The sequence below is a fragment of the Pseudonocardia halophobica genome, from assembly GCF_027922425.1.
GTDB lineage: Bacteria > Actinomycetota > Actinomycetes > Mycobacteriales > Pseudonocardiaceae > Pseudonocardia > Pseudonocardia halophobica.
Window position 1 is genome coordinate 1 of record NZ_BSFQ01000027.1, and the last position, 21,476, is coordinate 21,476.

Consider the following 21,476-nt stretch of genomic DNA (forward strand, 5'->3'; position numbering starts at 1 on the left):
GGCCCGCGGGCCGCACCCCGTCCGGCCCGCGCGGAGCTCCCGACGCGCCCGCCGCGCGGTGCCCGGGGCCGGGCGGGCGCGGGGGCCCGCGCCCTCGGCGCACACCCGTCCTCGGGTCCGCGGCTTCCCGGTCGTCGCGAGCGGTTCCACCGTGGCGAACCCGGCAGGTCGGCTGCGTGGCGCTGCGCAGGCGCCGGGGGACGTGCGCCCGGTGCCGGGGGCGGTCCGGCCGACCGTGCGGGTGCAGCCCGGTGCGGTGTCCCCGGCCCGGTACCGGCTCCGGCGTGCCGTGGCGGCCGCCGTCCTCGCGCTGGCCTCCGCCGCGGTCGTCGTCGGCCTCGGGCTCCTGGCCGGTGCCGCGGGCGAGGCGCAGGCCCGGTCGGCCGTGCCCTCGGGCACCGCGGCCGTGACGGTCGAGCCGGGGGAGTCGGTGTGGGACGTCGCTCGCCGGACCGTTCCCGCCGTCGCTTCGGTCGGGACCGGCGCCGTCGTCGAGCGGATCGCGGCGGACAACGCCCTCCCGGTGGACTCGGCGCCGCTGCCCGCCGGGCTCGTGCTGCGCGTCCCGGCCTGACGGGGCGACCGGTCTCCCCGGCGTCGTGACCCCGGTCACGCCGGGGACCGGTTTCTGTCGGTGGTGGTTGATAGGAATCGCACACGCGTTCGACCGGTGGTCCGGGCATCCGGCTCGGGTGGGGTCGGCGCGGGGGTGGGAGGTCGTCATGGATCCCAGGAGTGCGGTGCTCGCGAGGGCGTCGCGGATCGGGGTGTCGCGGGCCGGTGTGTCGCCGGTCGGGGCGGACGGGCCGTCTGCGGCGGTCGAGGAGCCGTCCGGGGTCCCGGTCGAGGCGCCGGGCACGCGGGGCGGTGTCCCTGCCGAGCGGCGGGTCGACCTGCGCCCGGGCGCGCGACCGCAGAGCCGCGCGCGTCCGCAGGGCCGATCGGGCCCCGCGGGTCGCGACGGGGTCGGGCGCGCCCACGCCGTCCGGGGTCGCCCCGGTGCGCCCGAGCGGGTGCCCGAGCGGGTCGTCGGGGCCTACGCGTCCGGAGCCCGGGCACGGCTGGTCCGCCCCCTCGACGGTCCCGCCGTCGTGCCGGGCTGCCGGCCCGTCGCCCGTCCCCGGCCCGCCCTGGCCGACTCGCGCTGCGTCCCTGCGCCGCGTCCCCGCTTCTCCCGGCTCTCGCGCTACGAGCGGACCGGTGGCGCCCGTCGCCTGGCCGGCGAGGCGCGTACCGGTGTGGTCGACCGCGCGCTCGCCGTCGTCGCGGTGGCGCTGGCCTCGGCCACGGTCGTCGTCGTGCTCGGACTGCTCGCCGACCTCGCCGCGCGATGAGCCGCCGCCCCGCGCGGTCGGTCGGGGCGGAAGGCGCGCTCAGCCGTCCCTTTCGGGCGCTGCCGTCGCGGTGTCCGCTGTGGAGGCGCGCAGGGAGCCGGTGGGGCACGTGATCGGTCCTGTGAGTGGCGCGGGTCTCCCGCCGGGCACGGTGAGTGCCGGGTCCACCGACACGCCGGAGGGTGCGACACGCCGGGTCGGAACGGCCGTCGCGTTCCCCGCAGTTCACCGGCGTGTCGCCGATGCGGCGAACGGTCCCGCGCCCGCGCGCCGGGCGATCGGCCGGTCGGCGGCGGCCCGGGAACCAGGTGTGACCTGCGGGCCGTCACGGGGCGTCGCCACCCGGCCACCGGGGCACCCGGGGACGGGTCGCCCGCGGCGGTCGTGAGAGGTTCCTTCCCGATCGGGGGAAGTCCGCACGACCCGCCGCACGGAGATGGCGCGACCCCTAGATGTTGTGGTTACATCCGTGTCGTTCGCCTACAGGTTGGGTTCGGTGCAGGCCGGACCGCCGGGCGCGGTCGAGTCGGGGGAGGTCCGCATGCGGTGCCCGTTCTGCCGTCACACGGACTGCAAGGTGATCGACTCCCGCGAAGTCGACGAGGGCGCGGCGACGCGTCGCCGCCGCTCCTGCCAGGCCTGTGGGAAGCGCTTCACCACCGTCGAGGAGCCGGTGCTCGCGGTGCTGAAGCGCAGCGGCGTCACCGAACCGTTCAGCCGTGACAAGGTCGTGAGCGGTGTACGCCGGGCCTGCCAGGGCCGGCCGGTCGACGAGGACGCGCTGCAGAAGCTCGCGCACCGCGTCGAGGAGGCCGTCCGGGCGGGCGGGACCGCGGAGATCCCCAGCCACGAGGTGGGGCTGGCGATCCTCGGTCCGCTGAAGGAGCTCGACGAGGTGGCATACCTGCGCTTCGCGAGCGTGTACCGCTCCTTCTCGTCCATCGAGGACTTCGAGAAGGAGATCGCCGATCTGCGCAGGGCGGCTGCCGGGGAAGCAGCCGACCCGCGGGACCGGGCCGGACGGGGTGCGGGGCCGGCCGGATAGGGGTCTCCAGGGACCAGTGGGGCCGACCCGGACTACGGAAGTCGAGCCGACCCCGATCTCGCAGGCAGGACACCCGCCGCCGCCCCAGCCGGCGGAGGGTGCAGCACATGGTCGGATGCGAATGAGGGAGAGCATGACGGAGACCGTCGGGGCGGAGTCCGCCGGAAGCGCCGCGAGCACGTCCGGTGCCAAGGGCTCTGCGGGGGGAACGGGTCGGGCCCGGGCCGCGAAGGCCGGGAAGGGCGTCAGGCGCGGTCTGACCGTCGAGCGGCTCCACACGACTCCCGGGGTGCACCCGTACGACGAGGTGACCTGGGAGCGCCGCGACGTCGTCATGACGAACTGGCGCGACGGCAGCATCAACTTCGAGCAGCGGGGCGTCGAGTTCCCCGACTTCTGGTCGATGAACGCCACCAACATCGTGACCAGCAAGTACTTCCGCGGCGCCGTCGGCTCGCCGCAGCGCGAGGCCAGCCTGCGCACGCTGATCGACCGGGTCGTGGGGTCCTACCACCGCGCGGGCGTGGAGCACGGCTACTTCGCCACGGACGAGGACGCGGAGATCTTCGCCCAGGAGCTGACCTGGATGCTGCTGCACCAGGTGTTCAGCTTCAACTCGCCGGTGTGGTTCAACGTCGGCACGGCCTCGCCGCAGCAGGTCAGCGCCTGCTTCATCCTCGCGGTCGACGACACCATGGAGTCGATCCTGAACTGGTACCGCGAGGAGGGCCTGATCTTCAAGGGTGGCTCCGGCGCCGGCCTCAACCTCTCCCGCATCCGCTCGTCGAAGGAGCTGCTGTCCTCCGGCGGCACCGCCTCCGGCCCGGTCTCCTTCATGCGCGGCGCCGACGCCTCCGCCGGCACCATCAAGTCGGGCGGCGCCACCCGCCGCGCCGCGAAGATGGTCGTGCTCGACGTCGACCACCCCGACATCGAGGAGTTCGTCCAGACCAAGGCCAAGGAGGAGGCGAAGATCCGCGTCCTGCGCGACGCGGGCTTCGACATGGACCTGGGCGGCTCCGACATCACGTCGGTGCAGTACCAGAACGCCAACAACTCCGTCCGCGTCACGGACGAGTTCATGCACTCGGTCGAGGGCGGCACCGACTTCGGCCTGCGCTCCCGCACCACCGGCGAGATCATCGAGCGCACGGACGCCCGCACGCTGTTCCGCGGCATCGCCCAGGCCGCCTGGGAGTGCGCCGACCCGGGCCTGCAGTACGACGACACGATCAACGACTGGCACACCTGCCCGGAGTCGGGCCGGATCAGCGCGTCGAACCCGTGCTCGGAGTACATGCACCTGGACAACTCCAGCTGCAACCTCGCCTCGCTGAACCTGCTCAAGTTCCTGGGCGGGGACGGCCGGTTCGACGCCCCGCGCTTCGCCAAGGCCGTCGAGCTGATCATCACCGCGATGGACATCTCGATCTGCTTCGCGGACTTCCCCACGGAGCCGATCGCGGACACCACGCGCAAGTTCCGCCAGCTGGGCATCGGCTACGCCAACCTCGGCGCGCTGCTCATGGCGACCGGCCACGCGTACGACTCCGAGGGCGGCCGATCGCTCGCCGCCTCGATCACGTCGCTGATGACCGGCGCGGCCTACAAGCGCTCCGCCGAGCTCGCCGGCGTCGTCGGCCCGTACGAGGGCTACGCCCGCAACGCCGAGTCGCACCAGCGCGTCATGCGCAAGCACGCCGCGGCCAACGACGGCTACCGCACCTTCCCGGCCAGCACCGCCATCCAGAAGCTGGCCACCATCACGTGGAAGGAGGCGCTCGCCTCCGGCGAGAAGAACGGCTGGCGCAACGCCCAGGCCTCCGTGCTGGCCCCGACCGGCACCATCGGCCTGATGATGGACTGCGACACGACCGGCATCGAGCCGGACCTGGCGCTGGTCAAGTTCAAGAAGCTGGTCGGCGGCGGCTCCATGCAGATCGTCAACCAGACCGTGCGCCGGGCGCTCGACCAGCTCGGCTACCAGGCCGAGCAGGCCGAGGCGATCGTCGAGTACGTCGCCGAGCACGGGCACGTCGTCGACGCGCCGGGCCTGCGCCCGGAGCACTACGAGGTCTTCGACTGCGCCATGGGCGAGCGCTCCATCGCGCCGATGGGCCACGTCCGGATGATGGCGGCGGTCCAGCCCTTCCTCTCCGGCGCGATCTCCAAGACGGTCAACATGCCCGAGGCCGCCTCGGTCGACGACGTCGAGAAGATCTACCTCGAGGGCTGGCGCCTCGGCCTCAAGGCGCTCGCGATCTACCGCGACAACTGCAAGGTCGGCCAGCCGCTGTCCGCGGGCAAGAAGGCCAAGTCGTCCCCGGAGGCCGAGAAGGCCGAGGCCGAGCCGCAGGTCGTCGTCGAGCAGCGGCCGGTGCGCAAGCGCCTGCCGAAGAAGCGCCCGAGCCAGACCGTGTCCTTCACGGTCGCCGGGGCCGAGGGCTACCTGACCGCCGGCTCCTATCCGGACGACGGGCTGGGCGAGATCTTCGTCAAGCTCGGCAAGCAGGGCTCGACCCTGGCCGGCGTGATGGACGCCTTCTCCATGTCGATCTCGGTCGGCCTGCAGTACGGCATCCCGCTGGAGTTCTACGTCTCGAAGTTCTCCAACCTGCGCTTCGAGCCGGCGGGCATGACGGACGACCCGGACGTCCGGATCGCCACCTCGGTGCTGGACTACCTGTTCCGCCGCCTGGCGCTCGACTACCTGCCCTACGAGAAGCGCGCCCAGCTGGGCATCTTCTCCGCGGCGGAGCGCGCGTCGCAGGTGGAGCAGGACTACGGCTCGGGTCCGATCGACACCGATGTGGACCTCGACGCCGTCCGTTCCAGCGTGGACACCACCCCGCCGTCGACCGAGCCGGCCGGTGTGGACCCGGCGCCGGTCGAGGTCGGGAGCTCCACCGAGCTGCTGGAGCTGCGGCTGGGCAAGGCGGCCGACGCACCGCTCTGCCTCACCTGCGGCACCAAGATGCGGCCCGCGGGCTCCTGCTACCTCTGCGAGGGCTGCGGCTCCACCAGCGGCTGCAGCTAGCGGCATCCGACGAACGGCCCCGCTCCCGCACCCGCGGAGCGGGGCCGTCCGCGTTCCGGCCGCACCGTGGACCCATGACGCGCATTCCCACGTCTCCGGAGCGCGTTATGGAACCATAATGCGCTTTCAGAGCCCATCTGGACGCGTTATGGAACCATAATGCGGTATCTGAGCCGTTCTGCGCGCCTTGTGGATCCATACCGCATGCTAGGTGGCGGAGCGCTGGGCGGAGGGTTCGACCGAGGCCACGGTGTTCGGGGTGGCGCGCAGGAGCTGACGCCACTGTTCCGGGCTCCAGCGGGCGGGCTCGGTGCCCGAGAGGAACTCCTCGAGCAGGCCGACGAAGCGGTGCGGGTCGGTGTGGAAGGGGAAGTGCCCGGCGTCGGGAAAGATCTCCAGCCGACTGCCGGGCATCGCCTCGTGGGCGCGGTGCCCGTGCTCGACCGGCACGATCGCGTCGCGTCCACCCCAGACCAGCAGCGTCGGCATGCCGCGGGTGAGGTAGCAGCGGTCGAGCATCGTCACGACCTGGCCGCGCCAGTCGACGACCGCGCGCAGGGTCCGGATGAACGCCGCGCGGGAGGTCCCGTCGGGCAGGGCGTCGACCACCCGGAGCATGTCCGGTGCGTCGCGGCCGAGGCCGGTGCCGAGCACCCGCAGGGCCTCCACGACCGCGCCCACCTGCCACCGCATGGTCGGCAGGCGCAACGCGTGCAGGGCGGCCGTCGCACCCGGCAGCGTCATCGCCCGCAGCACCGGGTTGACCTCGGGGCCGGCGCCGCCGCTGCCGACCAGCACGAGCCGTTCGGTGCGGTCGGGGAACTGGTAGGCGAACTGCATCGCGACGCCGCCGCCCAGCGAGTGCCCGACGAGCGTGGCGCGGCGGACCCCGAGCACGCCGAGGAGGTCGCGGACGCCGTTGGCGTAGGCGGCGACCGAGTAGTCGGCCCGCGGCTTGTCCGAGCGACCGTGGCCGAGCAGGTCGGGCGCGATCACCAGATGGTGCCGCGCGAGGGCCGGGATGACGGTTTCCCACGTCGTCGAGCTGTCGCCGATGCCGTGGATCAGCACGACGGCCGGTCCCGAGCCGGCGACGCGGAAGGCGCGCCGGTAGCCGTGGACGGTGCGGAAGCGCAGGTCGGCGTCGCGCGGCGGCACCGCCCCGAGGCGGCCGCCGGTCGAGCGGATGCGCGGGCGGGCCGTTCCGGCCATGGCGTCACCTCCCGCGGGCTCGCGTCGGGCGTGACGCTAGGCGCGCGGCATTACCGCCGTGTTGCCCCGCGGTGTGCGGCGCCGATCGGGTGGCCTCGTGCGCGTCAGGATCCGCATCCGGGCAGCGGAACGTCCGATTCCCGGGCGTTCCCCTGCCGAACCGTGGATCACGAGGCATGGGTGCGGCGGCCTACGGTGGGGGCCGTGAGTCCGCGCTACCAGCTCGTGCCCGCCGCCTACGTCGTGCTGCGCCGTGAGCCGAACGAGATCCTTCTGCAGCTCCGGCAGAACACCGGCTTCCGGGACGGCTTCTGGGCGACGGCCGCGGCCGGGCACGTCGAGAAGGGCGAGTCCGTGCTGGAGGCGGCCGTGCGGGAGGCCCGGGAGGAGCTGGGTGTCGAGATCGCGCCCGCCGACCTGCGTCCGGTGACCGCGATGCACCGCACCGAGGCCACGGGTGACCCGATCGACGAGCGCGTCGACTTCTTCTTCACCTGCCACCGCTGGGCGGGCACGCCGCGGCTGGTCGAGAGCGCCAAGGCCGCGGATCTCGCCTGGTTCCCGCTCGACGCCCTGCCCGATCCCGTCGTCCCGCACGAGCGGGCGGTGTTCGAGGCGCTGCGCGGCGACGGACCGGCGGCGATCACGACGCACGGATTCTGACGCCCGCCGCCACGCCCGCGCAGCTGCGGACCGCCGCGCGAAGGGCTCGTCACGCCGCGGGATCGAGCACCGGGTCGTCGAGCCGGCGTCGCCAGTGGACGGCGGCGCGCAGGGCGGCGGCGTGCATCTTGCCTGCGGGGGTTCCCGCAGGGAGGCCGAGCCGCGCCGTCGGCCGGGTGCCCGTGCCGCCGAGAACGCGGTCCAGCGCGGCCCGGGTCGGGCGGGGGGAGCGTCGTGAGCGTGGGCAGGGCGCCGAGCGTGCGGAGCTCGACGAGGGCGTGGTCGTCCGCCAGCGCGCGGTCGATCCGGGCGACGAGTGCGGGATCGCGGCCGGCCGTCCGCGCAGCTCCCGCAGGGCCCCGCGCATCCGCAGCGCCGCCGCCCGGTCGCCGATCCGGGTCTCCAGGACCCGCGTGAGCTCGTCGAGCCCCGACCGCGGGATCAGGGCCGCCGCGAGGGCCGGCGCGGTGCCGGCCCCGCCGCGCACGAGCGCGACCGCCTCGGCGATGCCGTTCGTGCCCCAGGCGTCGAGCAGCGCCTCGTGCCCGGTGGCGGCGAGGAACCGGCCGGGGGAGACCAGCATCGCGTCGAGCTCCGCGACGGGGCGGCGGGCCAATCCCGCCAGCGCCGCGAACTCGTCGTACCGCAGGGTCCGGCCGCGCAGGCGAGCAGGCCGGCGACGGGGACGAATCCGCGCGGCAGGCCGTCGAGCCGGGGATCGTCCCACAGCTGAGCGGGCGTCGGGCCGCCCTCGTCGGCCCGCGACAGGACGCCGACGACCCCGAGTGGCCCGCCCCGCCCGACCTGGGCCCGCACCCGGCGCAGGAGCGCGAGGTCGCTGTCGTGCAGCGACCGCAGCAGGTAGACGACGGCGTCGGCCTCACACACGCCGTCGTCCGGATCGAGGTAGGCGAGCGTGCGTGCGGAGACCGCCCGGGAGTTCGACGACGTCCCGGGCGTGTCGATCAGCGTGTACCGCGCCGGGAGGGCCGCGGGCAGGCGACCTCCAGGCCCTCGAGGCACAGCCCGCGCCCGCCATGATCACCGATCCGGTGCGGCTGCGGCGGTCGGGACAACCATCGCTGCACCGCACCCACGATCATGCGGGGCCCACAGCCAGGGCGGGCCGGCCCGCAGCCGACGACGCGACCACTACACGGGCCCCGCACCGCCCAAGATCACCGATCCCGTGCGCCTACGGCGGCCAGGACAACCATCAACGCACCACACCAGCGATCACCCCGCCCAGCAACCACCCCGTGCCCGGCTCCCGTCAGCGCACGACCTCGGAACCCCGAGCCGCACCCCTCACCCCAGCTCCACCACCGCGCCCGGATCCTCCTTCGGCAGCTCGTCGACCACCGCCATGACCTGTATCGACGTCAGCTCGACGACGCCGTGGTGGGTGGTGAGGAAGGCGGTGTCGGCGGCGTCGCGCCCGGTGTGGATCCGCAGCATCGACTCCCGGGGGGCGAGGCCGGTGGCGTCGACCACCACCCACCGCGACCCGGTCCACGCCTCGACGACGGCGTGGAAGTCCATCGGGAACAGCCCCGGCGCGTAGACGGCGACGAGCCGCGCGGGCACGTCGAGCGCGCGCAGCAGCGTGACGACGAGGTGGGCGTAGTCCCGGCAGACACCCTCGCCGAGGAGGAGGGTGTCGACGGCGTCGTCCGTCGGCTTGCTCGACCCGCCGACGTAGGCGAGCCGGTCCCGCACCCACCCCGTCACTGCGGCGATCCGCGCCTCGGCCCCCTCGACCGAGCCGAACTCCCGGCTCGCGGTGGCCAGCAGCCGGTCCGACGGGCAGTACCGGCTGGGTCGCATGGCGAGCAGCCGGTCCATCTCCGCGGACAGCGGCGGCGCCGGAACCTCCTGCCTCCCCTCGACCTGCGCCACGTACTCCACGACCAGTTCGCCGGGTGCGCAGTCGAGCACGTGCGTACGCCCGCCGTGCCCGGCGTCGAGCTCCCGCGGCGGATCGAGGACGGCGTCGTCGAGCGTGAGGGTGAGCCGCTCGGAGGTCGCGCCGCCGGCGACGGCGATCTGCAGCGCCATCAGCGCGGGTTCGGAGACGGTCAGCTGCAGCCGGGCGGTCACGTCGCGTCGCATCGCGGAGAGTCTGTCAGGCCGGTGTGACGCGGGCATGTCGGTGCGTGCCCGTATCGTCACGTTCGGGGGTGGTCGAATGTCCGACGTGACAACCGATCCGCGGGTCACGGTGTGCGAGTCGCGGGCGACCGGCGGGCCGGTGAGCGAGCTGCTGGAGCCGCGGCGGGTGCAGCTGGGGGAGAGCACCGAGGTCCGCCGGCTGCTGCCGAGCCTGGGCCGGCGGATGGTCGGGGCCTGGTGTTTCGTCGACCATTACGGACCGGACGAGATCGCGGCCGAGCCGGGCATGCAGGTGGCGCCGCACCCGCACATCGGGCTGCAGACGGTGAGCTGGCTGCTCGCGGGCGAGGTGCACCACCGGGACTCGCTGGGCAGCGACGTGGTGATCCGGCCCGGCGAGCTCGGACTGATGACCGCGGGCCGCGGCATCGCGCACTCCGAGCAGTCCCCGGACCCGCACTCACCGCTGCTGCACGGCGCCCAGCTCTGGGTCGCGCTGCCGGGGGAGGAGCGCACGGTCGCGCCGCGCTTCGAGCACCACGCCGACCTGCCGCAGGTCACCACGGGGGGCCTGCGCGCGACCGTCCTGCTCGGGGAGCTCGGCGGGGCGCGTTCGCCGGGCCGGGTGCACAGCCCGATCCTGGGGGCCGACGTCCGGCTCGCGGCCGGTGCGGCCACCATGCTGCCGCTGGAGCCGGACTTCGAGCACGCGGTGCTCACGGTGTCCGGCGCCCCGGAGGTCGACGGCCGCGTCGTGGCCCCCGGCACCCTGCTGTACCTGGGCACCGGACGTCGGGAGGTCCCGCTGCGGGCCGAGCCGGAGAGCCGGTTCCTGCTGCTCGGGGGCGAACCGTTCGCCGAACAGCTGGTGATGTGGTGGAACTTCGTGGGGCGCAGCGGCGAGGAGGTCGCCGAGGCCCGGGCCGGGTGGCAGGGGGAGATCGCCGGGGGCGCCGACCACCGCTTCGGCGCCGTCCCCGGGTACGAGGGCCTGCCCCTCGCCGCGCCCGAGCTGCCTCCGACCCCGTTGAAGCCGCGGGGCCGCGAGCGCTGAGCCCGGCTCAGCCCGCTTCGTACCGCGCCGCGGCGATCAGCTCCTCCACCGCGCCCTTCTGCACGCGGAAGGACCGGCCGAAGCGCACCGCGGGCAGCTCGCCGCTGTGCACGAGGCGGTAGACGGTCATCTTGGACACGCGCATCCGCTCCGCCACCTCGGCCACGGTGAGGAACGGAGCGCCGATCACGTCCGGGTGGTCCCGATCCCCTGTAGCCATGCCGTGCGCCCCTCCGCCCTGTCGGCGCCCGACCCTCGTCCGGGCCCGGCGCGCTCACCTGTGGTGTTCCTGTGCGGGAACCCTAGACGACCCAGCGTCACCGTCCGGGTGGTTCCGGGTGTCCCGAACGAGTGGAAACGGTGCGTTCTGCAACGGATCGTCACCGGTGATCGACGCAGTGTGCTCACGGTGCGTCGTCACGCGCGGCGAGCCCCTACGCTGCGACGGGTGAGCGCCAGTGCTGATGCCACCCTCCCGGATCCCGCCCTCCCCGAACACCTCGCGCCCGCGGGCTTCGTCGACTCCGACTCGCCCGAGGTCCGCGCCTTCGCCGCACGCGCCGCCGGCGCGGCGACCGATCCTGTCGAGGTGGCGTCGCGGCTGTTCGAGGCCGTGCGCGACGAGATCTGGTACGACCCGCACCACCTCTCCACCGATCCCGCCGACTACCGGGCCAGTGCGGTGGCCACGGCCCCGAACAACTGGTGCGTGCCGAAGGCGGTCCTGCTGACGGCCGCGGCCCGGGCCCGCGGGATCCCGGCCCGGCTGGGGTTCGCCGACGTCCGCAACCACCTCACCACGCCGCGGCTGCGGGAGCGGATGGGCTCGGACGTCTTCGTCTTCCACGGTTACACCGACCTGCACGTCGAGGGCCGCTGGGTGAAGGCCACCCCGGCGTTCAACGCCGAACTGTGCGCCCGCTTCGGCGTCTCGCCCATCCCGTTCGACGGCCGCTCGGACGCCCTCATGCACGAGTTCTCCGGCGACGGCAGCCGCTACATGGAGTACGTGCACCACCGCGGCGTCTTCACCGACCTGCCGCTCGACCTCATCCTCACCACGTTCGACCAGTTCTACGGGCGGGGGCGGATGACCGGCGGGACGCAAGGTGCGGAACCCGACACCTTCGTCCGATGAGAAATGAACGATCGTTCGACTAGTATCCGGCGGGTGGTAGCTCCGACCGTCACCGACGACGACCCGAGCCTCTCCGGCGCCGACTGGACCGCCGCCGGCGTGTTCCGCGTGGCGGAGGGCGTCTACCGGATCCCCCTCCCGCTGCCGAACGACGGCCTGCGTGCGGTCAACGTCTACGCCGTCGCCGACGAGCGCGGCGGCGACCCCGGCTGGACGCTCGTCGACGCCGGCTGGGCCCTCGAGGAGTCCCGCGCGCTGCTCGACCGGGCCATGCGGGCGCTCGGCTCCGACCTGCGTGAGGTGCGGCGGTTCCTCGTCACGCACTCGCACCGCGACCACTACACCCAGGCGATCACCATTCGCCGCGAGTTCGGGGCCGAGGTCCTGATCGGGGTGGGTGAGCGGGTCAACCTGGAGCGGGTGATCGATCCCGACCACGCGGAGTCGCAGAACTCCGTGCCGCGGCTGCGCCGGGCCGGGGCGCCGGAGCTCGCGGCCGCGATCGAGCGCGCCGGCCGCGACCACGTCCGGGACATGAACGGCTGGCTCCTGCCGGACGGATACCTCGAGGACCGGGCGAAGGTCGTCGTCGGGGAGTCCCGCACCCTCGAGGTGATCGAGACGCCCGGGCACACGCGCGGACACGTCGTCTTCGCCGACGAGGTCAACGACCTGCTCTTCGCGGGCGACCACGTCCTGCCCCGGATCACCCCGTCGATCGGCCTGGAACCGGTGCCGACGCCCAGCCCGCTGTCGGCCTTCCTCACGTCCCTGCAGCTGATCCGCGAGCGGCCGGACGCGGCGCTGCTGCCGGCGCACGGGCCGGTCGGGCGTAGGGTGCACGAGCGGGTCGACGAGCTGCTGGCGCATCACGGCGCCCGGCTCGACGCCTCGCTCGCGGCCGTGCGCGAGGGACGGCACACGCCGCACCTGGTCGCCCAGGCGCTCCCGTGGACGCGGCGGAACCACGCGCTCGCCGACCTCGACCGGTGGAACGCGATGCTCGCGATCCTGGAGACGCAGCACCACCTCGAGGTGCTCGTCGAGCGCGGCGCCCTCACGCGGACGGAGCAGGAGGGCGTGCTGCACTACGCGCTGGCCTGAGCCGAACGGCGCAGGACACGCCGAATCCATTGGGCCATCTGGCATAACTCACCCCGTACTCTCCGTGCATGCTCTCGACCCGGGGCGTGCTCGGTGGGCTCGTGGCGACTGCGCTCGCCACCAGCCTCGCCGTCGGTGCGGGCAGCGGGGGCGAGGTCGCCGTGCCGCCGGCCGCGCCCGTCCCCGTGTGCGCGGAGACGGGGCCCTACGCGCCCCCGCCGCCGGACAGCGTCGGCACCCCGGCCGGGCTGCGGCTCTGCCCCGTCCGCGCCGCCCTGCAGATCCGCACGCCCGGAGCCGTGCTCGACGGGCTGGACCTCACCGGCGGCCTGGTGGTCGCCGCCCCCGGCGTGGTCGTCCGGCGCAGCCGCATCACCGGCGACGGCACGGTCGCGGCCGGCGTCCGGACGCTCGACGGCGGCTCGGTCCGGATCGAGGACACCACCCTGACCGGCGAGTTCACCGACGCCGCCGTCGACGGCCCGGACTGGGTGGCCGAGCGCATCGAGATGACCGCGGTCCGCGCCGACGGGGCCCGGCTCGGCCCCGGCGCCACCCTGCGCAACAGCTGGCTGCACGACTTCGCCCCGCGGCCCGACCGCCCCGTCGACGCCATCACCCTCGCCGCCCCCGAGGGTGACGTGCTGGTCGAGGCCAACCGGGTCCGGCTCGGCACCGGGCCCGGCCTCGGCAGCGCCGTGCTGGTGGACCCGGCCGAGACGGCCCGGCACGAGAGCGCCGGCGACCGCGAGCACCACGCCGAGCGGCGCGGGCCGGTGGTCGTCCGCGACAACGAGCTGGGCGGTGGCCGGTACACGCTGCGGCGGGACGTGGCGGCGGCGCCGCTCGCCTTCCTGCGCATCACGGGCAACCGCTTCCACCGCGACGCCGGCGCCGCCCCGCTGCGGGTCCGGGGTGCCGCGGAGCTGCGGGACAACGTCTTCGTCGACGGGGGAGAGGTGCGGCGATGATCGCGGGGAGGCCCCGGGTGCCCATAGTCGATCGACACTCCCGGCGGCGTGCGACACGCCGTACCCACCGCCCAGTGCTGGCACGCACGGGCGGGATCGGGCAGAGTGATCACGCACAGTTCGATCCCGTCCGGGCCGAAGGACCCGGAACGCCGGCCGACGCCGACGACCGTGGACGTAGGGGAAGACGATCCACGTCTGTCAGAAGCGGAGGTCTGCAGTGAGCACACGCGGCGTGGTCCACGTCCACTCGTCGCCGACTGCGGTCTGCCCGCACGTCGAGTGGGCGGTGTCGGGCGTCCTCGGTACACGGGTGACGCTCCAGTGGAGCGCGCAGCCGGCCGTACCGGGTCAGCTGCGCGCGGAGTTCAGCTGGACGGGACCCGTGGGGAGCGGCGGCGCGCTCGCCGGTGCCCTCCGGGCGTGGCCGATGCTGCGCTTCGAGGTTACCGAGGAGCCCAGCACGGGCGTCGACGGCCAGCGGTTCTGCCACGTCCCGGGGCTGGGGTTGTGGACGGGCCGGATGAGCGCCAACGGCGACGTGCTCCTGGGCGAGGACCAGCTCCGCACGATCATCGCGGACGGGCCGGCGTCGATGCTCGCCGCGCGGATCTCCGACGCCCTCGGCGAGGCCTGGGACGCCGAGCTCGAGGCTTGCCGTTTCGCGGGCGACGGCGCGCCCGTCACCTGGTTGCACCAGGTCGGCTGACGCGCGTCTGCTCCGTCCGGAGCAGCACGCGGGGCACACTGTCCCCGTGCGGAACGCGGTGGCGGTGGGAACGGCCGGGGCGCTCGCCCTGGTGCTGGCCGCGGCGGCGGCCGCGGCCTGGCTGGTCGGCGGGCGGGCGTTCGAGGCGGGGGCGCCCACGGACGCGCCGGCTGCGGTCCCGGCCACGGGGGCCGGTCCCGCGACCGTCGAGCTCAGCCTCGACACCCTGTCCCACCCGCAGCACCTCGCCGTGCGCGAGCGGCTGCAGGCCTACTTCGACGCGGTCAACGCCCACGACCACGCGGCCTGGGCGGCCACCGTCACCCCCGAGCGGGCCGCGACGCAGCCGGCCGAGACCTGGCTGGCGGGCATCCGCAGCACGCAGGACGGCACGATCCGCGTGGACCGGATCGAGGACATCCCGGACGGCGTGCTGGCGCTGGTGCGCTTCACGAGCACGCAGGACGTCGCCGACGCGCCCGCGGACCTCAGGGTCGGACGGATCTGCTGGCGCAGCGCCCTCCCGATGACCGGGGCCGCCCTCGCGATCGGCGCCGGGGCACCGGGCAGCACGCTCTCCCGGCCCTGCTAGGGGCGTCTGGTGGATCACCGTCGGTGGGCTCGGTGATCCGGGCGGCTTCTGGCAAGGCGGAGCCGGGCCCTCATACCGGGCGTATTCGGGCCCGGCGACAACGCAGCCAGGGGCCGTCCGGGCGCCGAGACCGCGGCGGATGATCCACCAGACGTCCCCTGGGGCGCCGGTCGTCCGATTCTGTCGGTGCCGGGTGCCAGGGTGTGCCCATGAGCCGCCACATCCAGGTCACCGTCGACGCCCACGACCCGCGGGCGCTCTCGTCCTTCTGGCGCGAGGTCCTCGGCTACGTCCATCCCGGGCCGCCCGGGGTCGACCTGCCCGAGGGCGCCGACCCGCTGGCCGCCTGGGACGACTTCCTGGCGCGGATCGGCGTCCCGGAGGACCAGCGCAACTCCAGGTCGGCCATCGAGGACCCGGAGGGGCAGGGCCCGCGGGTGTTCTTCCAGCAGGTCCCGGAGGACAAGGTCGCCAAGAACCGCGTCCACCTGGACGTCCGGGCGGCTCCCGGGCTGCAGGGGGAGGAGCGCATGGCCGCGCTGGAGGCCGAGTGTGCGCGGCTCCTCACCCTCGGGGCCACGCGGCTGCACCGTTCCGAGCCCGCGCCCCCGATGAGCGCGGGCTTCCTCGTGATGGCCGACCCCGAGGGGAACGAGTTCTGCCTCGACTGAGGCAGCCGGATGACTCCGTCGCCTACTTCGTGAACAGGAGGCTGGCGTTGTGCCCGCCGAACCCGAAGGAGTTGTTGACCGCCGCGGTGAGCTCCATCTTCCGCGGCTCGCCCGCCACGACGTCGAGGTCCACCTTCGGGTCCTTGTCCTCCAGGTTCAGGGTGGCCGGGATGATCCCGTCCCGCACCGAGAGCAGGGCGATCAGGCCCTCGACCGCGCCGGCGCCGCCGACCAGGTGCCCCATGGACGCCTTCGGCGCGGTGAGCACCGGGTGGTCGCCGAGCGCCTTCTTGATCGCGTTCGCCTCGCCCACGTCGCCGACCACGGTGGACGTCGCGTGGCAGTTCACGTGCCCGACGTCCGAGGGCTCCAGACCCGCGGTGCGGACCGCGTTGAGCATCGCCCGGCCCTGCCCGCCGCCCTCGGGGTCCGGCCCCGTGATGTGGTAGGCGTCCGAGGTCAGGCCGATGCCGGCCAGGGTGCCGTGGACCGTGGCGCCCCGGGCCTCGGCGAACTCACGCCGCTCGAGGACCAGCACGCCCGCACCCTCGCCGAGCACGAACCCGTCACGCCCGGTGTCGAAGGGCCGGGACGCCTCCTGCGGCGCGTCGTTGCGCTGCGAGAGGGTGCGGGCCTGGACGAACCCGGCGACGGTGATCGGCGCGATGCAGGCCTCCGCGCCTCCCGCCACCACGACATCGACCTCGCCCGCCTTGAGCAGTCGCCACGCCCACGCCATCGCCTCGGCGCCGGTCGCGCAGGCGGACGCGGGCGAGTGGACGCCACCCTTCGCGCCGATCTCCAGCGAGATCAGCGCCGCGGGCCCGTTGGGCATCAGCATCGGCACGACCAGCGGCGAGACCTTGCGCAGGCCGTCGGACTCCAGCAGGTCGTCCTGGTCCAGCAGGGTGGTCACGCCACCGATGCCGGTGCCGACGATCACCGCCAGCCGGGTCGGGTCGACCTTCGGGTCCTCGCCCTTCTCGACGGCCAGCCCCGCGTGCGCCCACGCCTCCCGCGCCGCGACCACCGCGACCTGCTCGGCGCGGTCCATCCGGCGGGCCTGCACGCGGGGCAGGACCTCGGTGGGGTCCACGGCGAGCTGCGCGGAGATCTTCACGGGCAGGTCGTGCTTGTCCACCCACTCACCGGTGGTGTGCCCCACGCCGGACTTGCCGGCGAGCAGGGCGTCCCAGGTGGAGGCGGCGTCCCCGCCGAGCGGGGTCGTCGCGCCGTAGCCGGTGACGACGACGTCGGTCATGGAAGGCCTTTCTGGCGAGCGGGCGGGCGGCGGGGCGACCGCCGGACTTACTGGTTCTTCTCGATGTACGAGACGGCGTCGCCGACGGTCTTGAGCTCGGCGAGCTGGTCGTCCGGGATCTTCACGCCGAACTTGTCCTCGGCCTGCACGGCGATCTCGACCATGGACAGCGAGTCGATGTCGAGGTCGTCGACGAAGGACTTCTCGGCGGTCACCTCGGCGGTGTCGATGCCGGCGACCTCCTCGACGATCTCGGCGAGGCCGGACAGGATCTCGGCGGTGTCAGCCACGGGCGTGCTCCTTTATCGGTGGGGGTGGAACTCGGGTGGATCTCGGTCAGGGGACGCGGACGACCTGGCCGGCGTACGACAACCCCGCGCCGAAGCCTACGAGGAGGGCGATCTCGCCGGAACGGATCCTCCCCGCGGCGCGCATGTGGTCGAGCGCCATGGGGATGGACGCGGACGAGGTGTTGCCGGAGTGGACGATGTCGTCGGCCACGCGCATGTCCTCGCGCGCGCCCTCCTTGCGGAGCTTCTTGGCCACGGCCTCGACGATCCGCAGGTTCGCCTGGTGGGGCACCAGCACGTCGACGTCGGCGGGCGTGAGCCCGGCCTTGGCGATCGCGTCGAGTGCCACCGGGGCGATCCGGGTGGTGGCCCACCGGAAGACCGTCTGGCCCTCCTGGTGCAGCTTGTTGGTGCTCTCCTCGAGGATCCGGATCACGTTCGCCATGTCCCCGGCCGAGCCCCACGACACCGGCCCGACGCCGATCTCGTCCTCGCTCCGCGCGCCGGTGACCACGGCCGCGCCGGCCGCGTCGGCGAAGATGATGCAGGTCGAGCGGTCGTCCCAGTCGACCCAGTCGGAGAGCTTCTCCGCGCCGATGACCAGCACGTTGCGGGCCGAGCCGGAACGGACCAGGTCGGCGGCGGCGCCCAGGCCGTAGCAGAAGCCGGCGCAGGCGGCGTTGAGGTCGAAGGCCGCGGGTGCGCTGATCCCGATCCGGTCCGCGGTCTGTGCCGCCGCGTTCGGGATCGGTGCCGTCATGGTGCAGGTGGCCACGATGACCGTGTCGATGTCGGCGGTCGCCAGGCCGGAGTCCTTCAGCGCCCGGGAGCCGGCCTCCACGGCCATGTCGACCAGCGACACGTCGTCCTGGGCGACCCGGCGCTCGACGATGCCGACCCGGTCCCGGATCCACTGGTCGTTGGTCTCCACCCGCTGCGCGAGGTCGTCGTTGGTGACGACGTGCTCGGGCTGGGAGCTGCCGAGGCCGAGGATGCGCGCACCCGGGACGGACGGCGGGAGCCGGAACGTCGTCATGCGTGCTCCTCGATGAGCGCGACGGCCTTCTCCAGGTCGTCGGGGGTCTTCAGCGCCAACGTCTTGACGCCCTTGAGGTCGCGGCGGGCCAACCCCACCAGGGTGCCCGCCGGAGGCAGTTCCAACACCGCCGTCACGCCCAGTTCGCCGAGCGTCGCCATGCAGGAGTCCCAGCGGACCGGGCGGGTCACCTGCGCCACGAGCAGGTCGAGCGCCGCGGCGCCGCCCTTGACGACCGAGCCGTCCGAGTTGGTGAGCAGCGGGCGCGTCGGGTCGGCGGGGTTGAGCTCGGCCGCGGCGGCGCGGACGGCGTCCTCGGCCGGGGTCATGAAGCGGGTGTGGAAGGCGCCGGCGACGGGCAGCACCGCGGCGCGGCGGGCACCCTCCGGCGGCTCCTTCTCCAGCTCCTCGATCGCGGCCTGCGCGCCGGCCGCCACGATCTGGCCGGCGCCGTTGCGGTTGGCGGGGTCGAGGCCGAGGGCCTCGAGCCGGGCCAGCACCACGGACTCCTCGCCGCCGAGGACGGCGGCCATGCCCGTCGGCTCCAGCGCGCAGGCGTCGGCCATCGCGCGGCCGCGGATCGCGGCCAGCCGCACGGCCTCGTCGGGGGTGAGCACACCGGCCACGGCGGCGGCCGCGAGCTCGCCGACCGAGTGCCCCGCGGTGGGCGCGGAGGCGGGGAGGGCGTCGGCCAGCCGCGCCGCGGCCAGCAGCGCGTTGACGACGACCAGCGGCTGGGTCACCGCGGTGTCCTTGATCTCGTCGGCGTCGGCCGTGGTGCCGAGACGGGCGAGGTCGAGTCCGGTGGCCTCCGACCAGGCCGCCACCGTCTCCGCGGCGGCGGGGTCCTCGAGCCAGGGCGCGAGCATGCCGGGGGACTGCGACCCCTGACCGGGCGCGAGCAAGGCGATCACAGCGGTACAGCCAACACTGCGGGGCCGGGGAACGGAACACCGGCACCCACCACGTTGCCCTCCCCGATTTGTGGGTTTCCTCCAACCGTCGGCACGCTACTGACCGGTCACCTCCGCGGACGTCGAGCGGCGTGTGGAGGGTTCTTCCAGGTCAGGGCGGGGTGGGCGTGCTTGCGGGGTCCGCCAGCCGACCCGCGAGGAGGGCGGTCCGGAGCACCAATGCGTCGCGTGGATCCGAGGGTGAGCGGCCGGTGAGTTCACTCACGCGCCGGAGCCGGTAGCGGACCGTGTTGGGGTGCACGAACAACGCGCGGGCGCACGCCTCGAGCGCGCCGCCGCCCTCCAGGTAGGCCGCCAGCGTGCGCAGCAGCTCCCCACCCGCCGCCTCCAGCGGGGCGACGACCGACTCGACGAGCAGGCGCAGCGCGGAGGGATCGCCGGAGACCGCACGCTCCGGGAGGAGGTCCTCGGCGTCGACGGGACGGGGCGCGGCGGGCCAGCCGGGGGCGGCCCGCAGCCCGGCGAGGGCGTCCCGCGCGGAGACGTGTGCGGCCGCGAGGTTCGGCGCCCGCGGCCCGACGACGACCGGTCCCGGCCCGAAGTCCGCCACCAGCGAGGCGACCGGGTGGGCGCCCTCGCGCGGCCGGTCGTCCGGGGCGATGCGGCCGCGGGGCTCGGTCAGCAGCAGCACCAGCCGGCTGCCCTGTACCCCGACCAGCACGGACCGGCCGAGCCGGGTGGCGTGCCGGCGGATCCCGCCGAGGATCTCGGCCGCGTCCCCGCCGTCGGCCGCGGGTGGGCTGCCCACCAGGACCCGGACCGCGGCGACCGGGTCCCAGCCGAGCGCGGCCGCACGGGAGACCAGGGCGTCGTCGGCGTCGCCGCGGACCACGCCGTCGACGACGAGGGCCTCCTGCCGGGCGTCCCACGCGCCGCGGGTCTCGGCCGCGTTGGCGTAGACGGTGGCGGCGGCGAACGCGATCTCCCGGCCGAACCGGAGCACGGCCTCGACGAGGATCCGGTACTCGGCCTCGTCGGCGGCCAGCGGCGGCAGCCGCTCCTCGAACACCTCGGTGGCGATCCGCACCAGGTCGACGGTCTGCCGCAGGGACAGGCGCCGGGCGAGGTCGCGCGGGGCGATCCGGAAGGCCTCGGCGGTGAGCCGGATCGTCTCGTCCGGCTCGCCGAGCCAGGCGACGAAGTTGCTGACCCCGGTCTGCGTGACGAGCAGGACACCCGCGCGCTGGTCGGCGTGCAGCCGCGCGAACCACGGCTGGCCGTCCTCCATCGCGGAGAGGCAGGCCGCGGCGAGGTCGCCGGTGGCCAGCTCGAGGCGGCGCAGGGTGGCCGCGGAGACCGCCCGCACGTCGGACAGGGTCATATGGGGAAGCATGGCACGCCGGGGCGGGTCGGACGCGCCGGAAGGAGGACCTCGTGAGCGGCGGCGACGGGCGGGTGGAGCTGCGCCGCGGCGCGGACCGGGTGCGGACGGTGCACGCGGGTTGCGAGGCCCGGCACGGCTTCTCCTTCGGCGCGCACTACGACCCGGCGAACACCTTCTTCGGGGCGCTGCTCGCGCACAACGACGAGCGCGTCGCCCCGGGCGCGGGCTACGACACCCACGCCCACGACGAGGTCGACCTGGTGACCTGGGTCGTGTCCGGCGAGCTCGCGCACGCGGACTCGCTGGGGAACGAGGCCGTGGTGCGGCCCGGGACCGTGCAGGTGCTGTCCGCGGGCACCGGGGTGGAGCACGCCGAGCACTGCGGCGGGACCGGACCGGTGCGGTTCGTGCAGGCGTGGCTCGTACCGGAGCGGCCGCTGCGCGCACCCGCACTCGCCCGCCGGGACGTCGCCGAAGGGCTGGCCGCGGGGCGGCCGCTCCTCGTCGCGTCGGGCCGGGCCGGCACGGGCACGCTCCCGCTGCGCCGCGCCGACGCCGACCTGCACGCCGCCCGGCTGCCCGCCGGAGCGGAGTGGCCCCTCCCCGAGGCGCCTTACCTGCACGTCTTCCTGGCCGCGGGCAGCGCGGACACCCCCGCCGGAGAGCTGGGCGAGGGTGACGAGCTGCGGGCGACCGCGCCCCTGGTCGGCTCCGCACGCTCCGCCTCCGCGGGCAGCACGACGATCACCGCGGGCCCGGAGGGCGCCGAGGTGCTGGTCTGGGCCATGGGCAGCGACCTACGCCCCGACTGATGTCACCGCCGGGGTGTGAACCGCTCGCCGCGGGGCACAGGGGCCTGAGTCCGAGGGCACGCGGCAGCACCGACCGGCCCCGGACGTCGACGACCGGGGTGACCGCGTGGGGTCACCCCGGCCTCGACGACGTACGG

The 21,476-nt window shown here is 74.4% G+C and carries 22 protein-coding genes; 13 read left to right on the top strand and 9 right to left on the bottom strand.

Features of this window, described 5'->3' with window-relative positions; genetic code table 11:
* The 4 genes from PKE99_RS25430 to PKE99_RS25445 all read left to right on the top strand — a co-directional run.
* The coding region (locus PKE99_RS25430; RefSeq protein WP_271214923.1) for a hypothetical protein at window positions 1-574 on the top strand (574 nt) is incomplete at its 5' end.
* Between the two features lie 148 nt (window positions 575-722).
* Window positions 723-1,334, top strand: a complete 612-nt coding sequence (locus PKE99_RS25435) for a hypothetical protein (protein WP_156068042.1) — start codon at window positions 723-725, stop codon at window positions 1,332-1,334.
* Window positions 1,335-1,875: 541 nt separating this feature from the next.
* Window positions 1,876-2,379 carry a transcriptional regulator NrdR gene (gene nrdR / locus PKE99_RS25440; protein ID WP_037052543.1) on the top strand — a complete coding sequence of 168 codons (504 nt, stop codon included), beginning with the start codon at window positions 1,876-1,878 and terminating at the stop codon, window positions 2,377-2,379.
* Window positions 2,380-2,512: 133 nt separating this feature from the next.
* A complete protein-coding gene (locus PKE99_RS25445; RefSeq protein ID WP_037052430.1) occupies window positions 2,513-5,416 on the top strand; it encodes a vitamin B12-dependent ribonucleotide reductase in 2,904 nt (967 codons plus the stop codon).
* A gap of 207 nt (window positions 5,417-5,623) precedes the next feature.
* Here the strand turns inward: PKE99_RS25445 and PKE99_RS25450 are convergent, their stop codons facing one another.
* Window positions 5,624-6,628 (bottom strand): alpha/beta fold hydrolase, encoded by a 1,005-nt coding sequence (locus PKE99_RS25450; protein ID WP_037052428.1) that lies wholly within the window; start codon window positions 6,626-6,628, stop codon window positions 5,624-5,626.
* A 204-nt stretch (window positions 6,629-6,832) separates the two neighbouring features.
* Here PKE99_RS25450 and PKE99_RS25455 point away from each other — a divergent pair, with 204 nt between their 5' ends.
* Window positions 6,833-7,291: an NUDIX hydrolase gene (locus PKE99_RS25455; RefSeq protein ID WP_037052542.1), complete on the top strand. Its 459-nt coding sequence runs from the start codon at window positions 6,833-6,835 to the stop codon at window positions 7,289-7,291.
* 49 nt (window positions 7,292-7,340) lie between these two features.
* On the opposite strand, the gene PKE99_RS25460 is transcribed toward PKE99_RS25455, so the two are convergent.
* Both PKE99_RS25460 and PKE99_RS25465 read right to left on the bottom strand, forming a co-directional pair.
* Window positions 7,341-7,907, bottom strand: coding sequence for a hypothetical protein (locus tag PKE99_RS25460; RefSeq protein WP_051738158.1), 567 nt, complete (start codon window positions 7,905-7,907; stop codon window positions 7,341-7,343).
* Window positions 7,908-8,599: 692 nt separating this feature from the next.
* Window positions 8,600-9,403 carry a transglutaminase-like domain-containing protein gene (locus PKE99_RS25465; protein WP_037052427.1) on the bottom strand — a complete coding sequence of 268 codons (804 nt, stop codon included), beginning with the start codon at window positions 9,401-9,403 and terminating at the stop codon, window positions 8,600-8,602.
* A 76-nt stretch (window positions 9,404-9,479) separates the two neighbouring features.
* Between PKE99_RS25465 and PKE99_RS25470 the strand changes: the two genes are divergently transcribed.
* Window positions 9,480-10,457 (top strand): pirin family protein, encoded by a 978-nt coding sequence (locus PKE99_RS25470; protein ID WP_037052424.1) that lies wholly within the window; start codon window positions 9,480-9,482, stop codon window positions 10,455-10,457.
* A 7-nt stretch (window positions 10,458-10,464) separates the two neighbouring features.
* On the opposite strand, the gene PKE99_RS25475 is transcribed toward PKE99_RS25470, so the two are convergent.
* Window positions 10,465-10,677, bottom strand: a complete 213-nt coding sequence (locus PKE99_RS25475) for a helix-turn-helix domain-containing protein (protein ID WP_051738157.1) — start codon at window positions 10,675-10,677, stop codon at window positions 10,465-10,467.
* A 228-nt stretch (window positions 10,678-10,905) separates the two neighbouring features.
* Between PKE99_RS25475 and PKE99_RS25480 the strand changes: the two genes are divergently transcribed.
* From PKE99_RS25480 to PKE99_RS25505, 6 genes are all read left to right on the top strand, one after another.
* Complete coding sequence (locus PKE99_RS25480; protein WP_051738156.1) at window positions 10,906-11,595, top strand: transglutaminase-like domain-containing protein; 690 nt, start codon at window positions 10,906-10,908, stop codon at window positions 11,593-11,595.
* A 33-nt stretch (window positions 11,596-11,628) separates the two neighbouring features.
* Entirely contained in the window at window positions 11,629-12,699 is a 1,071-nt protein-coding gene (locus tag PKE99_RS25485; protein WP_037052416.1) for an MBL fold metallo-hydrolase, read from the top strand.
* A 68-nt stretch (window positions 12,700-12,767) separates the two neighbouring features.
* Window positions 12,768-13,670: a right-handed parallel beta-helix repeat-containing protein gene (locus tag PKE99_RS25490; protein WP_037052412.1), complete on the top strand. Its 903-nt coding sequence runs from the start codon at window positions 12,768-12,770 to the stop codon at window positions 13,668-13,670.
* Between the two features lie 220 nt (window positions 13,671-13,890).
* On the top strand, window positions 13,891-14,379 hold the full coding sequence (locus PKE99_RS25495) for a DUF3145 domain-containing protein (RefSeq protein ID WP_037052402.1): 489 nt from the start codon (window positions 13,891-13,893) through the stop codon (window positions 14,377-14,379).
* Window positions 14,380-14,425: 46 nt separating this feature from the next.
* The gene (locus PKE99_RS25500) at window positions 14,426-14,971 is read left to right on the top strand and encodes a nuclear transport factor 2-like protein (protein WP_051738155.1); all 546 of its coding nucleotides are present in this window, start codon (window positions 14,426-14,428) and stop codon (window positions 14,969-14,971) included.
* A 209-nt stretch (window positions 14,972-15,180) separates the two neighbouring features.
* A complete protein-coding gene (locus PKE99_RS25505) occupies window positions 15,181-15,642 on the top strand; it encodes a VOC family protein (protein WP_037052401.1) in 462 nt (153 codons plus the stop codon).
* Between the two features lie 22 nt (window positions 15,643-15,664).
* Here the strand turns inward: PKE99_RS25505 and PKE99_RS25510 are convergent, their stop codons facing one another.
* The 5 genes from PKE99_RS25510 to PKE99_RS25530 all read right to left on the bottom strand — a co-directional run bounded on the left by PKE99_RS25510 (window position 15,665) and on the right by PKE99_RS25530 (window position 20,524).
* Window positions 15,665-16,903 carry a beta-ketoacyl-[acyl-carrier-protein] synthase family protein gene (locus PKE99_RS25510; protein ID WP_037052400.1) on the bottom strand — a complete coding sequence of 413 codons (1,239 nt, stop codon included), beginning with the start codon at window positions 16,901-16,903 and terminating at the stop codon, window positions 15,665-15,667.
* Between the two features lie 47 nt (window positions 16,904-16,950).
* On the bottom strand, window positions 16,951-17,193 hold the full coding sequence (locus PKE99_RS25515) for an acyl carrier protein (RefSeq protein ID WP_037052399.1): 243 nt from the start codon (window positions 17,191-17,193) through the stop codon (window positions 16,951-16,953).
* Window positions 17,194-17,239: 46 nt separating this feature from the next.
* A complete protein-coding gene (locus PKE99_RS25520; RefSeq protein WP_037052398.1) occupies window positions 17,240-18,229 on the bottom strand; it encodes a beta-ketoacyl-ACP synthase III in 990 nt (329 codons plus the stop codon).
* Window positions 18,226-19,143, bottom strand: a complete 918-nt coding sequence (locus tag PKE99_RS25525) for an ACP S-malonyltransferase (RefSeq protein ID WP_037052397.1) — start codon at window positions 19,141-19,143, stop codon at window positions 18,226-18,228. The genes PKE99_RS25520 and PKE99_RS25525 overlap by 4 nt, the downstream gene beginning before the upstream one ends.
* 151 nt (window positions 19,144-19,294) lie before the next feature.
* Complete coding sequence (locus PKE99_RS25530) at window positions 19,295-20,524, bottom strand: PucR family transcriptional regulator (protein ID WP_037052396.1); 1,230 nt, start codon at window positions 20,522-20,524, stop codon at window positions 19,295-19,297.
* 53 nt (window positions 20,525-20,577) lie between these two features.
* Here PKE99_RS25530 and PKE99_RS25535 point away from each other — a divergent pair, with 53 nt between their 5' ends.
* The gene (locus PKE99_RS25535; protein WP_051738154.1) at window positions 20,578-21,339 is read left to right on the top strand and encodes a pirin family protein; all 762 of its coding nucleotides are present in this window, start codon (window positions 20,578-20,580) and stop codon (window positions 21,337-21,339) included.
* The last annotated feature ends 137 nt before the right edge of the window (window positions 21,340-21,476 follow it).